The sequence below is a fragment of the Streptomyces sp. NPDC054786 genome (genome assembly GCF_053611685.1).
In genome coordinates this window covers 1-14,590 of sequence record NZ_JBSHAW010000065.1, presented here as the reverse complement: position 1 = coordinate 14,590, position 14,590 = coordinate 1, and the positions used below count along the sequence as shown (strand labels likewise).

Sequence of the window (14,590 nt, the reverse complement as noted above, 5' to 3'; positions counted from 1 at the left end):
CACGGCGGGAAACCGCCGGGGTTATCGGGGACCACTGGGTCCGCGCCCACGCGTACCTCCGTGAGGAGCCCCCACGTCCGGCCGGAGTCGCGCGACACCCGCAGCGTCATCCGTACGTCGTCCTGTCCGTTCGCCATGGTCAGGAGCATCGCGATATGCGGGTCGAGCCAGAAAGGCCAAGGGGATTACCCAACTTGGGTAACATCACCCACGGTTGACCAAGAGCAGCGATCCGTAGTTCTAGCGCCGGAGCGTGCCCGATGCCCGAGCCACCCCGTTCGAAGGAACTCCCGGTCAGCCTGCTCACGGATCCGGTGATGATCGAGGCATGTCGGCTCAGAGATTTCGGCCGCATTTTCAAGCTGGTCAAGAGGCGAGCAGGCATCTACCCGTCGATGATCGCGCGACGCTGCGATCTCACTCCCAGCCGTGTCGGCGAGGTGATCGCCGGACGCCGACAGCTCTCGCACATGGACGTGATCGAGCGGATCTCAGACGGCTTGCGCATCCCCGGGCACATGCTCGGCCTGGCCCGGCGCGCGTGGGAGACCCCGCAGAGCCTGGCCATCACGCCACGAGAACCGATCGAAACGCCGCCACCGGTGGACGAGCCGTTGGCGGCGGGGTTGCCGGGAGCGGACGTGGACAGCATCCTCGCCCTGGCGGCCGATCGAGACCTCAGCCCCTCGACGCTGGACGCGCTGCAGTCGTCGATTGCGGACTACTGGCGCCGGGACGACGAGCACGGCGGCGAGACCTTACGGCCGGCGGTCGTCGGTCAGCTCCGCTACGTCGTCAATCTCCTCAAGGAGCAGCGCCTCACCCCCATGCGAGACGGCCTGCACAGCATCGCGGCCGAGCTGGCTCGGCTCACCGGGTGGACCTACTTCGACGCCCGCCAGTACAACCAGGCACGCGCCTACTTCACCGAAGCCCTCGGGCTGGCCAAGGCGGTGGACGACCGCCAGTTCATGGCCAATGTGCTCGCCTGCATGAGCCTCCAGGCCACCTACCAGGACAAGCCCGGGGACGCCCTCGCACTCGTCACAGCGGCCGAGGACCAGGCCCGAGACGCTGAGGGAACGACACCGCGCGTGCTGGCCATGCTCGCGATGCGCGAAGCCTTCGCCCACGCCGCCCTCGGGAACCAGGGGGCCACCCATAGCGCGATCTCGGAAGCCCACACCTGCTTCAGCCGGATCAGTGCCAACGATCCGGACCCGGCCTGGGTGGCCTACTTCGACGAGCCGAAGCTGATCGTGGACACCGGCATCGCCCACGGCCGTCTGGGCGAAGCCGCCCTTGCCGAACCCCTGATCGCGGACGCCCTACGCCGCGAACACCGATCGAACCACCGGGGCCGCGCCTTCCACGCCATCTGGCTGGCCCGCACCCAGCTTCAACGCGGAAAGCTCGACGAAGCGTGCCACACAGCCGTGGACGCGCTGGCCCCTGCGGCGGCCGTCAGCTCGCAACGAGTGGCCGGGCACCTTCGGGAGTTCTACGAGCAGTTGGAGCCCTTCCGCCGGGAGCCGGCCGCGGTGGCTTTCGAGGTCCGGCTCCGGGAACTCTTGCCCCGCCGGGTCAGCGGATCGCCTCGTCCATGAGCACGTAGAGCAGCCCGACGAGGGAACCGCTGCTGACGATCTCACGCCGGTCGATCATGCCCCGGACCTCGGCCAGCGGGACCCACTCGATCCGGTCCGACTCGTTCCTCTCGGTCGGCGGACCCTCGTACGTCGCCCCGTCGGCCCGGAAGACGTAGTGCTGGGAGTCGGTGATGCCGTTGGCCGGCTCGGCGTAGATCAGCGGCTTGACGGGATCGGGGCGCCAGCCGGTCTCCTCCAATACCTCACGGGCCGCCGCATCGGCCGGGGTCTCGCCCTCCTCGACCAGCCCCATGGGCAGCTCCCACGCCCAGGTGTTCGTGATGAAGCGGTGCCGCCACATCATCAGCACCTCGCGGCGATCGTTCACGACCGCGGCCACGGCCAGGTGGCGGAGCTTGACGACGTGGTGTTCCCAGCGGTGTCCGTCCGGTGTCTCGACGTCGGTGAGCCACAGGTTCACCCACTTGTTCTCGTAGATCGGACGTTCCCCGTGGATCTTCCACTGCATCGCTGCGGCCCCTCTCGATCGGCCTCCAGCATCGCAGAGCCGGGCTGAACTGCAGCCGGATTCGGGAGAATTCACGTCACAGTGACGAATACAGTGATGACTTGGAGACGATCGAGGAGGTTCTGAGCCGAGCAGGGTGGGAGCGCTCCTGCGGTGCACTCGGCGCCGCCGCCTTCCACGCCGTCGGCTGGGAGGGCACCGTCCTCCTGGGCCTCGCCGCGATGGTCGGCGCCGCCTCGGTCACCCTCTACGCCACCCGCAAGGCCGTGGCCGAACGCCGCCTGCTCCACCTGGAGAAGGCCGCGTAACACCCCTCAGTCCGAAGGGCCCGTCCCACCACCTGTCCTGGTGGGGCGGGCCCTTCGTCCTGCGTTGCTGTTCCGCGCCGTCAGCTGCCAAAAGGGACGGCGACGGGGACGGGGAGTTGGATCTCCTCGCCGCCCTTCACCTTCTGCAGCTCCCGGTAGAGCCCTTCCGCCGGGAGCCGGCCGCGGTGGCTTTCGACACCCCCGCTTCCGGGAGCCCTTGCCCCGCCGGGTCAGCGGATCGCCTCGTCCATGAGCACGTAGAGCAGCCCGACGGGGGAACCGCTGCTGACGATCTCACGCCGGTCGATCATGCCCCGGACCTCGGCCGGCGGGACCCAGTCGATCCGGTCCGACTCGTTCTTCTCGGTCGGCGGACCCTCGTACGTCGGCCCGTCGGCCCGTCGGCCGGAAGACGTAGCAGGTCAGGCGATACGTTCCAGCACCACGGGCGTGGCGGCGAAGGCCGTTTCCTCGGGGCCGACGAGGACGCCGCCGTCGAGGGCCTCCAGGGCGTAGGCGAACTTTTCCGGGGTGTCGGTGTGCAGGGTCAGCAGGGGCTGGCCGGCGGTGACCGTGTCGCCCGGCTTGGCGTGCAGTTCGACGCCGGCGCCCGCCTGGACCGGGTCCTCCTTGCGGGCGCGGCCGGCGCCCAGGCGCCAGGCGGCGAGGCCGACGGCGTAGGCGTCGAGGGTGGTGAGGGTGCCGGAGGAGGAGGCGGTGACGACATGCTGTTCGCGGGCCACCGGGAGGGCGGCGTCGGGGTCGCCGCCCTGGGCGGCGATCATGCGGCGCCAGTGGTCCATGGCGGAGCCGTCGGCGAGCGCCTTGGCCGGGTCGGCGTCCTTCAGGCCGGCCGCGTCGAGCATTTCGCGGGCGAGGGCGAGGGTCAGCTCGACGACGTCCTGCGGGCCGCCGCCGGCCAGTACCTCGACGGATTCGCGGACTTCGAGGGCGTTGCCGGCGGTCAGGCCCAGCGGGGTGGCCATGCCGGTGAGCAGGGCGACCGTCCGCACGCCGTGGTCGGTGCCCAACTCGACCATCGTGGCGGCCAGTTCACGGGCGTTGTCGAGGTCCTTCATGAAGGCGCCGGAGCCGACCTTGACGTCCAGGACGAGGGAGCCGGTGCCCTCGGCGATCTTCTTGGACATGATGGAGGAGGCGATCAGCGGGATGGACTCGACGGTGCCGGTGACATCGCGGAGCGCATAGAGCTTCTTGTCGGCGGGGGCCAGGCCGTCGCCGGCCGCGCAGATGACGGAGCCGACGTCGCGCAGGACGTCGAGCATCTCGGCGTTGGAGAGCGTCGCGCGCCAGCCGGGGATCGCTTCGAGCTTGTCGAGGGTGCCGCCGGTGTGGCCGAGGCCGCGGCCGGAGAGCTGCGGGACGGCCGCGCCGCAGGCGGCGACGAGCGGGGCGAGCGGCAGGGTGATCTTGTCGCCGACGCCGCCGGTGGAGTGCTTGTCGGCGGTGGGGCGGGGCAGCGACGAGAAGTCCATGCGCTCGCCGGAGGCGATCATCGCCGCGGTCCAGCGGGCGATCTCCGTGCGGTTCATGCCGTTGAGGAAGATGGCCATCGCGAGGGACGACATCTGCTCGTGGGCGACCTCGCCGCGGGTGTAGGCGTCGATGACCCAGTCGATCTGATCGGGGGTCAGCTCGCCGCGGTCGCGCTTGGCGCGGATGACGGAGATGACGTCCATGGAGGGTTCCTTTCGAACGGGTAGGTCCGTTCTACACGCATAGACGGTGGGGTGGCCAGGGCGGCGGGGGCACCGCCCCTGGGGACGGGCCCAGGGGTGGGGCGTCCCGTCGCTGGTGTCGGCTAGAGCGTCCAGCGGTGGGTGTGCCCGTCCGGCTCCGTGTAGGTCACGGTCTGCTCGGTGGGGGTGGCCTCCATGCTGAACCACTCGCGTCGTGGCCGGTTGAGTCGCCGCCACAGCTGGTGGGCTTCTTCCATCGGTGCCCACAGGTCGCGCGGTCCGGTGGAGGTCACCAGCGGCGTCGCCTCGGGCATGTCCTCGATGCGGGTGGCCGAGCCGTCCGCCGGGTCATACAGCGTCGTGATGTGCAGACCGTCGGCGTTCCGGCCGTACGTCCGGACGAGAGAGCGGGGCATGTGAAGCTGGGCGAAGAACGAAAACGTCCAGTCATCCAGGACCCGCCCGGAGAGCTCAGCCTCACGGCATGGGCGGTCGCGGATCTCGGGTACCTGCGCCTCGACTTCGGTACCGCTCTCGAGCGGCATGAAAGCGGCGGGTGTGTGCAGAATGCGGCCGGCCGCCGTCCCGTCCGGCAGCTTCGTGAGCCGGGCGATCATTCCGCCGGCGAGCGTGCCCTTGACGGGGACGACCAGGATGCCACCGGTACGGCACCGCTCCAGCCACAACGGCGGGACGCGTCGCACCGAGGCCGTGGCGATGATGCGGTCGTACCTCATGTCGGGCGCGACATCCCGTGCGCCGTCGCCGTGGATCACGAGCGGGTCGAAGCCGATGCCGTTGAGCCGCTCGCGGGCCAGGGCCGTGAGGGCGTCGGAGCGGTCCACGGTGGTGACGTGTTTGTCACCGGCGAGGTAGCAGAGCATCGCGGCGTTGTAGCCGCTACCGGCGCCTGCCTCGTAGACCTCGTCCCCTTCGTTCACGTCGAGGGCGTCGAGCATGTCCGCCATGAGGCTCGGCGCGGTCGAGGACGACGTCGGTACGCCGGTCACTCCGCCGGGGCCGGCTTGCTCAGCGTGTACGCCGTCCACTTCGGTGATGAGGGAGTCGTCCGTGTACGCGGCGTCGAGCCATGCCTCCGCGTCGCCGTCGGTGATCCGCCAGGGGATGAACCGCTCGCCCTCGCGCCGGTAGAAGACGGGCACGAAGGGATGCCGGGGGACGTTGAGAAACGCTTCCACCAGCGGTGACGCCAGCATCACGCTCCCCCGGTCGATCTGCTGGGTGAGCGAGACGCGCGCCCGGATCAAGTGCCGTTCGTCATCAAGGATGTTCGTCACGGCCCGGTCCCTTCCAAGTAGTCACACATCGCGGCCGTTATCGGTAGTCCGGTCGCCTGCTCGATGAATCCGTACTGTCCGCTCGGGTTGACTTCCAGAAAACGCCATTGCCCGTCCGGCGTCACCACGAAGTCGAACGCGCCGTACGACAGGCCGAGGCGGTCCAGCATGCGATGCACCCCGGCGGCCACCTCGGGAGGCGGGTCACAGATCCGGTAGGTATGGCTGTCGTAGTCGCTGCGCCAGTCGATGTGGCCAGCGTCCGAGCCGGCGTGGATCTCGGCCGCGAAGATCCGGCCGTTCACGGCGGTCAACCGCACCTCGTACGCCTTGGGTACCCACTCCTGGAACATATGGGCGGTGCCGGCGATGTCCGCGTGCGGCAGGTCCTCGGGGTCGACGATGCTCGCGTACACGGCAGCAGTCTGCCCGTGCACGGTGCCGCGCACAGGGAAGAACGGCTTGTAGATGAGGGGGCCGCCGAGGGAGTCGGCGAAGTCCTTTGCCGCATGCGGGTCGTTGGTGATGAGGGTGCGGGGAACGCTCAGTCCCACCTCGGCCGCGACACGCAGTTGCAGCGGCTTGTACTCGGCATCCGCCGCCCTTCCCGGTGGGGGCAGCCACCGGCACGGTAAGGCCGTCAGCAGTCCGCCGAAGCCCCACCGGGCCTCGCGCTCGGCGACTTTGCGGGCTTCGGCGGCCATCTGCTCAGGAAACGCCGGGCGGGTCGGTCGGCGGTAGTAGACGGAGCGGACCGATGCGAGGTCGAGCGTGCGGCGGTCGTTGTTGAGCGTGCCGTGCCAGCGGTTCCCGTTGAGGCTCGCGGCAAGCGTGAGACTCAACGGGAACTCGGCCATATCTGCCCGGAAGACGGGCACGGCGCGCCGGTTCAACTCCTCAACCACCAGATCGCAGGTCGGGTCGAAGCGACCCGCCAGGATGAGAACGTGTCCGGCGCCCGTCATCATGCGTCGCTCGGTCCGGGGTCGTCCGGAGCGTCCATCTGGCCCGTGGGCGCCGTCGGCCCGTAGGTCTTCGGCGGGTTCTTGGTCATGTAGACGCCGGGCGGCAGGTCCTCGTAGACGCCGGTCTGGGACTCCTCGTCGTAATCGACATCGCTCGGCAGAATGCCTCCGGTGGCCGGGACAGGGGTGAGGAACCGGAACCCGAACGGCACCGGTCCCTCGTGATCCGACAGCTCCGGCATGGATGCGGCGCCGTCGGTGCTCAACGGGAGCCGTAGTTCGGGAGCGTCGAGTACCGCCCCGGCAGGCCGATACTCCTCAACTGTGGTGGGCATTTGCTTCCCCTTTCTCGACTTCTGTCGTTGGGTGGGTTTCGGTGAATGGGAAGTGCGCGTACGTACATCAAGCAGCCGGTACAGCCCCGCTGACGCACCTACCGTCCAGGTCTCCTCCGCCCGTCGGCGGAGCCGCGACCGTCTGCCCACGCGCACCGCGCCCGGATCATCCGAAACGCCTCCGCCGGAAGCCGCAGCCCTCTGTCCTCGCCATTGATGTCGTGGTCACTGGGCCCCTCATCAGCATCGGGCCCGTCATCGTCCGGCACGGGCAGACGTGCGCCCCGACTCTCCGCCACGCGGCGCACATCGACGAGGGAGCTGGTCAACTCCACGGCCAGCAGGTGAATTTCTCCGGGAGTCCACGTCCGGGCGGCAAGGATGCGGCACGCTTCCTCGATGAGTTCGCCGGCGGAGTCCAGCTGCGCCGCCTCCATCTCGTCGGCGATACGGGACACGTACCCGGTCCCGTCGCCTACGAGGAAGCACGGGTTCCCGTCCGCGCTCGACCAGGGCAGGAGCCGCGGGGTGTCGGTTGGACTCATCGGCCTGCCGCCTCCATACCGTGAATCCGGAGGGGGCCAGATTCTGCCCGGTGCACTCCGCGCCACGGCGCCCGCTCCCGTGCACTCTGCAATCGTCGCTTCTGCAGTTCCTCGGGGGTGAGGACGTACGGGCGGATCAGGGGCGCGTTCTCACCGCTCAGCAACACCGAGTGTGCGGAGACACGGGGCAGCAAGGTCGTAAGCCCTTGGTGTCGGACGGCCGAGCGCCCGGCGGCCGCACGGTGACGGGCCTCCCTGGGAAGCAACAATCGCAACAGCAGCTCGAAGATTTGGGCGATACAGTTCGGCATGTCGACCTGCTTTCCTCAGGTTGGCCATCCCCCCGGGCCGTCCCAACACGGTCGCGGGGGTCTCTTCGCCGCAACTGTCGCGCCATGGCAAGCAGTCGTCTTCCCATCCGTGGGTATCCCCATCATGGGTAGGCTGCTGTTCAGACCATTGCGGCACACTGTCACCAGCAGGCGCGACGGGACCCTCCATGACGGCTTACCAACCGACCACAGCGTTACCGCGAGGCTTACTCAGCCGGAACGATGTGAGAGCCGCGATTGCGGCTCACGATTTCGGCACGGTGTTCCATATCGCACGCAACGAGGCCGGAATCAGCTATTCAAAGATTGCGGCTGAATGCGATATCAAACCCGAACGAGTTGGCGCTCTGGCGCGCGGTCACGGCAGCGTCACGACCTTCGAAAAGATCGCCAGGATCGCAGACGCGCTACGCATCCCGGGTGGAATGCTCGGCCTCGCTCCCCGCTCGTGGGAGTCGATCACGCAACCTGACCGCCCACCCGTCGTGTCCGCACACCCCATCACCGAGAGCCTGGACGGAGAAGACACAGTGCGGCGTAGGGAATTCTTCAAGGCATCGACTGGCGCTGGTTTGGCCGTCGGTCTGCCAGAGTTCAGCCACATCAGCGCCGGTCGACGTATCGGCGGCACCGTCCCCGACCTGCTGCGAAAGCGCGCGGCACGACTGCGACGCCTTGATGACGTTCTGGGTGGGGGTGACACCTACCGCGTCTATCTCCGAGAGCTACTGGCCACCAAACGCCTGATCCGAGACTGCGAATACGGCGAGGAAACGAGGTTCGGTCTCCTTTCCGTGCTGGCCGAACAAGCGCAGCAGGCGGGGTGGGCCGCATTCGACGGAGGCAACCATGCCGATGCCCGCAGCCTGTACGAGGAAAGCTACCAAGCTGCCACCCAGGCCAGAGATACCGCCCTCGCAGGCAATGCCTTGGCCTTCCTCTCGTATCAGAAGGTCAGTGGGGACCGGGAAGCAGGAATCGAGATCGCTCGCACTGCATGCCGGACTGCTGGCCCCGACGCCCCACCTGGCGTTCGTGCACTTATGCATGAACGCCTTGCGTGGGCTTGCGCCGTGGCAGGTCAGGTGGACGGGACGGAACAAGCTCTCAACGATGCGGAGACTGCGCTCAGCGAACACGACGGGATGCCACAACCTGATTGGGTGGGATGGGTTGACGGCAACGAACTTCAGATCATGACGGGCCGCTGCTGGACAGAGTTGCGCCGTCCGCTTCGCGCTGTGCCCGTATTGGAAGACGCCCTGGCCAAGTACGAGGACACCCACGCCCGCGACAAGAGCCTGTACCTCTCTTGGCTCGCTGACTCGTACATGTCTGCCGGAGAAGTCGAGCAAGCGGCAATCACCGCCCGACGTTCCCTGGAACTCTCGGCCGGGGTGGCGTCCGTGCGCCCACGCCAACGCATCGAACCGACCCTGCGCCGACTCAGCTCACACCGCGAACTACCCGCAGTGGCCGAGGTACTGGAACTGGCCCGGGCCTGAGGTCAGTCCGGTGCCGTGGTCGTCTCCAGCCAGCGCAGATACGCATTCGCCCCGGCAACGATCGGAACTGCCGAGACTTCCGGGTTCTGCCAGGGGTGGTGCTTGAGCAGATGCGCCTCTACCTCGTCGTAGCGGTCGGCGCGGATTTTGAGGACGAGCTGCCATTCCTCGCCTGAGCCGAACTCGCCCTGGTGCCAGAACACCGATCCGACGGGGCCGACGATCTGCGCCCCGGCTGCGAGCCGTGCAGAGACGACCGACTGTGCCAGCTTCACAGCCGCTTCGCGGTTCTCCGTTGCCGTGGACACCTGAAGAAAGTCAGTCATGCAGCGACTGTAGTAGCGAGCGGGCAAGCCTGCATGATGGCTTCGTGTCGCTATCGGTGGGGGCAAACGGAGTTGACGCGCGGAAGGGACTCGGGTCTTCTGCTGCCATGTCTGATCTTCGTATTCAGCAGCCGGAGGGCGACGACGCCCTCCAGGACTGGCAGTACGTCCACAACACGATCATTCCTGCCCACCTCCCTTTCGCTGGAGGAGGTACGGGAACGGGCACAGCGCCACCACTTGGAGGTCGCGTATGCCGGTGACGAACTCGTCGGATGCAGCACGGTGCGCCCGCCTGCCGATGGCACGCTGACGGTCACGGTGATCGCCCGAGTGCTCGAAGCTCATCGTGGTCAGGGGTTCGGGGAGGAGCTCTATGCGCGCGGGCTCGGCCGGGCGCGGGAGCTCGGTGCCGAAGTGATCGAGACCGTCGTCCTGTCCTCCAACGAGGACGGGCTGGGGTTCGCGCTCAAGCTCTCCCGGTCCTGACGCTCCTGGAGCTCGTTTGCTCCGAGCAGGGCGTAGGTCGAGCAACTGGTGCCGGACGGGTGGGTGGCCAGACCGGACGGGATCCGGCCACCCTCGTGCGTCAGTCGGCCAGATGCCCCGCCCCGAACGCATCCGGCAGCAGCTCCGACAGCGGGCGGATGCCCGCCGCCGTGTCAACCAGCAGCTCGGGCCCGCCGTGTTCCCACAGCAGCTGGCGGCAGCGGCCGCACGGGACGAGCAGCTCGCCCGCCCCGTCGACGCACGTGAAAGCGGTCAGGCGGGGCGCGGGTCCGCCGCTACTGCCCCGGCCGGCGAACAGCTCGGAGACCAGCCCGCATTCGGCGCAGAGCGAGAGGCCGTACGAGGCGTTCTCGACGTTGCAGCCGGTGACGGTGCGGCCGTCGTCCACGAGGGCGGCGGCGCCCACGGGATAGCCGGAGTACGGGGCGTAGGCCCGGGACATCGCGTCCCGGGCCTGCCGCCGTAGTGCCTCCCAGTCGGGAGCGGTGCTCACTTGCCCTGGCCCCTTCGGTAGATCTTGCCGATGGCCTTCGGGGGCCGCAGCCGCTGGGCGGCCAGCGCGAGCACCAGCAGCGTGGTGATGTACGGGGCGACGCTGACGATCTCCAGCGCGACCGTGTCGGTGGTGGCGTACCAGAGGGCGAGCAGCGCGGCGCAGACCAGGCTGATCACGGCCTGGGTGCGGTAGCCGGTGCGCAGCTTCCACAGCGCGAGGCCGACCAGCAGGACGGCGAGCAGGAGCAGCAGCGCGTGGACGGTGGGGCCGCCGCCGCGCAGCTGGAGCGCGTCCATGAAGCCGAACAGGCCGGCGCCCATGGCGACCCCGCCCGGCCGCCAGTTGCCGAAGATCATGGTGGCGAGGCCGATGTAGCCGCGCCCGCCGGTCTGGCCGTCCTGGTAGATGTGCACGTAGATGGCGAGGAACGCGCCGCCGAGCCCGGCCAGTGCACCGGAGGCGAGCACCGCCGCGTACTTGTAGCGGTAGACGTTGACGCCGAGCGATTCGGCCGCGATCGGGCCCTCGCCGCAGGAGCGCAGCCGCAGTCCGAAGGAGGAGCGCCACAGGACGAAGAAGGTCAGCACGAAGAGGGCGGCGGTCAGCAGCGTCAGCCAGGAGACGTTGGTGACCAGGGAGCCGCAGATGCCGGCCACGTCGGAGACCAGGAACCAGTGGTGCTGCTCGACGGAGTAGAGCCAGTCGGACAGGCCGGGGACGGTGAACGTCGGCATGTCGGGCATGGGTGGCGACTGCTTGTCGTTGCCGCCGGCCTCCGCGGCCGCGCTGCCGTCCGCGCCGAACCACAGCTTGGCGAGGAACTGGGTCAGCCCGAGCGCCATGATGTTGATGGCGACGCCGGAGATGATGTGGTCGACGCCGAAGGTGACGGTGGCGACGGCGTGCAGCAGTCCGCCGAGCGCGCCGCCGAGGAGGCCGGCCAGCGCCGCGGCCCAGGGGCCGTGCTCCCAGCCGACCGCGCCGGCCGAGAAGGCGCCGAGCATCATCATGCCTTCGAGGCCGATGTTGATGACGCCGGAGCGCTCGGCCCACAGGCCGCCGAGACCTGCCAGGCCGATCGGCACGGCGGCGTTGAGCGCCGCGGTGTACTGGCCCGATTCGGTCAGGTTGTTGGCGCCGGTGATGATCCGCAGCAGGGACAGCAGGATCAGGCTGCCGGCGATGATCAGCAGCACCTTGGGGTAGGTGAGCTTCATCCTGGGGGGCTTGGTCTTGTGCTGGTGGCCGGTGCTCTCCGCGACCGGGGCCGTGAGGTTCGAACTCACGAGGTCACCTCCGCCTTGTCGGTCTTGCGGGCCTGGGCGGCGAGCTTCTCGCCGACCTGCCGCTGCTGGAGTCTGAGGCCGTAGCGGCGGACGAGCTCGTAGGCGATGACGACGCAGAGCACGATGACGCCCTGCATCACGCCGACGATCTCCTGCTCGTAGTCCTCGAATTCGAGCTGGGTGCCGGTGCGTTCGAGGAAGCCCCACAGCAGCGCGCCGGCCGCCATGCCGACCGGGTGGTTGCGGCCGAGCAGCGCGATGGCGATGCCGGTGAAGCCGATGCCGATGGGGAAGTCGGTGCCGTAGTTGTACGAGGTACCGAGCAGCGTCGGCATGCCGATCAGGCCCGCCGCGGCGCCGGACAGCAGCATGGAGGTGACGATCATGCGCTTGACGCTGACGCCGCTGGCCTCGGCCGCCGGCTCGGACTGGCCGACGGTCCGCAGATCGAAGCCGAAGCGGGTGCGGTTGAGGACGAACCAGTACGCGAGGCCGACGACGGCGGCGATGACGAGGAAGCCGTCGAGGGGCTTGGGGTTGGTGGGGATGGTGAAGAAGTGGCTGGAGGCCGGCAGGTTGGGCGTGTGGAAGAGGTTCCCGTCCTTCTTCGCGAGCCGGCCTTCCTGGAGGAAGTAGCCGATGACCGCGGCCGCGATGGCGTTCAGCATGATCGTGGTGATCACTTCGCTGACGCCGCGGGTGGTCTTCAGCAGGCCCGCGATACCCGCCCAGACCGAGCCGACCAGCATCGCGACGAGGATGATCAGCGGGATCTGCAGGAAGCCGGGGAGCGTCAGGGCACCGCCGACCACCGCGGCGAAGAAGGCCGCGATGCGGTACTGGCCGTCGACACCGATGTTGAAGAGGTTCATCCGGAAGCCGATGGCGACGGCGACCGCGGACAGGTAGTACGGGACCGCCTTGTTGATGATCCAGACCTGGCTGTCGCTCTTGGAACCGAAGTCGGCCATCACGGCGTAGGCGTGGAGCGGGTCCTTGCCGGTGAACAGGATGATCACCGAGGTGATGACCAGGGCCGCCACGATGGCGAGGAGGGGGGCGGCGATCCCGAGGATCACCTTCTTCTTGTCGAATCTGGCGAAGGTCTTCACTCGGACTCACCCTCCTCCGCGGGACCCTCGGCGGAGCCCTCGTCAGACACGGACAGGTGGCCGGTAGCGGCGCCGGTCATGGCCGAGCCCAACTCCTCCGGGGTGATGGTGGCGGGGTCCGCGTCCGCGACCAGGCGGCCGCGGTACATGACCCGCAGGGTGTCGGACAACCCGATCAGCTCGTCCAGGTCGGCCGAGATCAGCAGCACGGCCAGCCCTTCGCGGCGCGCCTCGCGGATCTGGTCCCAGATCTGCGCCTGGGCACCGACGTCCACGCCCCGGGTGGGGTGCGCGGCGATCAACAGCTTGGGGCGGTGGCTCATCTCGCGGCCGACGATCAGCTTCTGCTGGTTGCCGCCGGAGAGCGAGGCCGCGGTGACCTCGATGCCGGGGGTGCGGACGTCGTACTCGGCGACGATCCGCTTGGTGTCGGCGCGGGCGGCCTTCAGATCCAGCAGCCGGCCCCTGGCGTTGGGCCGTTCGGTGACGTGCCCCAGGATGCGGTTCTCCCACAGGGGGGCTTCCAGCAGCAGGGCGTGGCGGTGGCGGTCCTCGGGGATGTAGCCGATGCCGTCCTCGCGCCGGGTGCGGGTGGGCGTGTGGCTGATGTCCGTACCGTTCAGCACGATGGTGCCGCCGTCGGGGTCGCGCATGCCCATGATGGCCTCGACCAGTTCGGCCTGGCCGTTGCCCTCCACGCCCGCGATGCCCAGCACTTCGCCCTTGTGGATGGTCAGCGACACCTCGTCCAGGACGGTGCGCGCCACCCCCTCCGCGTCGGTGGAGACCAGCCCCAGCCCGTGGACCTTCAGCATCTCCACGTCGGTGACGGTGGACTCGCGGGTCTGCGGCGAAGGCAGCTCGCTGCCGACCATCAGCTCGGCGAGCTGCTTGGGCGTGGTCTCGCTGGGGACGACGGAGGCGACGGTGGTGCCGCGCCGGATGACGGTGATGTCGTCGGCGACCGAGAGCACCTCGCCCAGCTTGTGGGAGATGAAGATGACGGTCAGGCCCTCGGCCTTGAGCTCCCGCAGATTGTCGAAGAGCGCGTCGACCTCCTGCGGGACCAGGACCGCCGTCGGCTCGTCGAGGATGAGGGTGCGGGCGCCGCGGTAGAGGACCTTGAGGATCTCCACGCGCTGGCGGTCGGCGACGCCGAGGTCCTCGACGAGGACGTCGGGGCGGACACCGAGGCCGTAGCGGTCGGAGATCTTGAGGATCTCGGCGCGGGCCTTGCCGCCGATGCCGTGCAGTTTCTCGCCGCCGAGAACGACGTTCTCCAGGACGGTGAGGTTGTCGGCGAGCATGAAGTGCTGGTGCACCATGCCGATGCCGCGGGCGATGGCGTCGGCCGGGCTGTGGAAGCTGACCTGTTCGCCGTCGATGCGGATGGTGCCCTCGTCCGGCTTCTGCATGCCGTAGAGGATCTTCATCAGCGTGGACTTGCCCGCGCCGTTCTCGCCGACGAGCGCATGCACGGTGCCGCGGCGGATGGTGATGTCGATGTCGTGATTGGCGACAACGCCCGGGAACCGCTTGGTGATCCCGCGGAGTTCCACCGCCGGTGCTGCGGCGGGGGCGCTGTCTGCCTGGGAGCTGCTGGACGCTTTGATGGCGCACTCTCCTCGGGGGACAGGGAGTGAAGGAGGAGCGGGGAGGTGACGATATCGCGCCAACTCCGCGCTACGCGCGTAGTGTCGGCGCCGAAAAAAGCCGGCAGGGCTGCCGGGTCGCCCCGGCGAACGGGCCCGGCA

At 68.7% G+C, this 14,590-nt stretch carries 14 protein-coding genes and 2 pseudogenes; 4 read left to right on the top strand and 12 right to left on the bottom strand.

Annotated features, from left to right (window positions below; all coding sequences use genetic code 11):
- Window positions 1-260: 260 nt before the first annotated feature.
- Window positions 261-1,607: a hypothetical protein gene (locus tag ACWGI6_RS35560; RefSeq protein ID WP_453271321.1), complete on the top strand. Its 1,347-nt coding sequence runs from the start codon at window positions 261-263 to the stop codon at window positions 1,605-1,607.
- On the opposite strand, the gene ACWGI6_RS35555 is transcribed toward ACWGI6_RS35560, so the two are convergent.
- Window positions 1,585-2,118, bottom strand: a complete 534-nt coding sequence (locus tag ACWGI6_RS35555; protein WP_453271320.1) for an NUDIX hydrolase — start codon at window positions 2,116-2,118, stop codon at window positions 1,585-1,587. The genes ACWGI6_RS35560 and ACWGI6_RS35555 overlap by 23 nt on opposite strands.
- Before the next feature lie 101 nt (window positions 2,119-2,219).
- Here ACWGI6_RS35555 and ACWGI6_RS35550 point away from each other — a divergent pair, with 101 nt between their 5' ends.
- A complete protein-coding gene (locus tag ACWGI6_RS35550; protein WP_453271319.1) occupies window positions 2,220-2,426 on the top strand; it encodes a hypothetical protein in 207 nt (68 codons plus the stop codon).
- A 230-nt stretch (window positions 2,427-2,656) separates the two neighbouring features.
- On the opposite strand, the pseudogene ACWGI6_RS35545 reads toward ACWGI6_RS35550, so the two are convergent.
- From ACWGI6_RS35545 to ACWGI6_RS35520, 6 genes and pseudogenes are all read right to left on the bottom strand, one after another.
- Window positions 2,657-2,827 (bottom strand): annotated as a pseudogene (locus ACWGI6_RS35545) (NUDIX hydrolase); the annotation flags it as partial.
- A 21-nt stretch (window positions 2,828-2,848) separates the two neighbouring features.
- Window positions 2,849-4,126 carry a thymidine phosphorylase gene (locus tag ACWGI6_RS35540; protein ID WP_453271318.1) on the bottom strand — a complete coding sequence of 426 codons (1,278 nt, stop codon included), beginning with the start codon at window positions 4,124-4,126 and terminating at the stop codon, window positions 2,849-2,851.
- Window positions 4,127-4,248: 122 nt separating this feature from the next.
- Window positions 4,249-5,424, bottom strand: a complete 1,176-nt coding sequence (locus ACWGI6_RS35535; RefSeq protein ID WP_453271317.1) for a methyltransferase domain-containing protein — start codon at window positions 5,422-5,424, stop codon at window positions 4,249-4,251.
- On the bottom strand, window positions 5,421-6,392 hold the full coding sequence (gene tgmB / locus ACWGI6_RS35530) for an ATP-grasp ribosomal peptide maturase (RefSeq protein ID WP_453271316.1): 972 nt from the start codon (window positions 6,390-6,392) through the stop codon (window positions 5,421-5,423). The genes ACWGI6_RS35535 and tgmB overlap by 4 nt, the downstream gene beginning before the upstream one ends.
- Window positions 6,389-6,724 carry a hypothetical protein gene (locus ACWGI6_RS35525; protein ID WP_453271315.1) on the bottom strand — a complete coding sequence of 112 codons (336 nt, stop codon included), beginning with the start codon at window positions 6,722-6,724 and terminating at the stop codon, window positions 6,389-6,391. Before ACWGI6_RS35525 ends, tgmB begins: the two co-directional genes overlap by 4 nt.
- 98 nt (window positions 6,725-6,822) lie before the next feature.
- Entirely contained in the window at window positions 6,823-7,269 is a 447-nt protein-coding gene (locus ACWGI6_RS35520) for a hypothetical protein (RefSeq protein ID WP_453271314.1), read from the bottom strand.
- 556 nt (window positions 7,270-7,825) lie between these two features.
- Between ACWGI6_RS35520 and ACWGI6_RS35515 the strand changes: the two genes are divergently transcribed.
- Complete coding sequence (locus ACWGI6_RS35515) at window positions 7,826-9,106, top strand: XRE family transcriptional regulator (protein ID WP_453271313.1); 1,281 nt, start codon at window positions 7,826-7,828, stop codon at window positions 9,104-9,106.
- 2 nt (window positions 9,107-9,108) lie between these two features.
- Here the strand turns inward: ACWGI6_RS35515 and cutA are convergent, their stop codons facing one another.
- On the bottom strand, window positions 9,109-9,432 hold the full coding sequence (gene cutA, locus ACWGI6_RS35510) for a divalent-cation tolerance protein CutA (protein ID WP_453271312.1): 324 nt from the start codon (window positions 9,430-9,432) through the stop codon (window positions 9,109-9,111).
- Between the two features lie 107 nt (window positions 9,433-9,539).
- Here cutA and ACWGI6_RS35505 point away from each other — a divergent pair.
- Window positions 9,540-9,921, top strand: a pseudogene (locus ACWGI6_RS35505) (N-acetyltransferase family protein).
- A gap of 100 nt (window positions 9,922-10,021) precedes the next feature.
- Here ACWGI6_RS35505 and ACWGI6_RS35500 read toward each other — a convergent pair.
- The 4 genes from ACWGI6_RS35500 to ACWGI6_RS35485 are packed head-to-tail and all read right to left on the bottom strand — an operon-like array spanning window position 10,022 to window position 14,512.
- Window positions 10,022-10,435, bottom strand: coding sequence for a cytidine deaminase (locus ACWGI6_RS35500; protein WP_453271311.1), 414 nt, complete (start codon window positions 10,433-10,435; stop codon window positions 10,022-10,024).
- The gene (locus ACWGI6_RS35495) at window positions 10,432-11,724 is read right to left on the bottom strand and encodes an ABC transporter permease (protein WP_030981301.1); all 1,293 of its coding nucleotides are present in this window, start codon (window positions 11,722-11,724) and stop codon (window positions 10,432-10,434) included. Before ACWGI6_RS35495 ends, ACWGI6_RS35500 begins: the two co-directional genes overlap by 4 nt.
- Complete coding sequence (locus tag ACWGI6_RS35490; protein WP_453271310.1) at window positions 11,721-12,836, bottom strand: ABC transporter permease; 1,116 nt, start codon at window positions 12,834-12,836, stop codon at window positions 11,721-11,723. The genes ACWGI6_RS35495 and ACWGI6_RS35490 overlap by 4 nt, the downstream gene beginning before the upstream one ends.
- Window positions 12,833-14,512: an ATP-binding cassette domain-containing protein gene (locus tag ACWGI6_RS35485; RefSeq protein WP_435798280.1), complete on the bottom strand. Its 1,680-nt coding sequence runs from the start codon at window positions 14,510-14,512 to the stop codon at window positions 12,833-12,835. Before ACWGI6_RS35485 ends, ACWGI6_RS35490 begins: the two co-directional genes overlap by 4 nt.
- Between the last annotated feature and the right edge of the window lie 78 nt (window positions 14,513-14,590).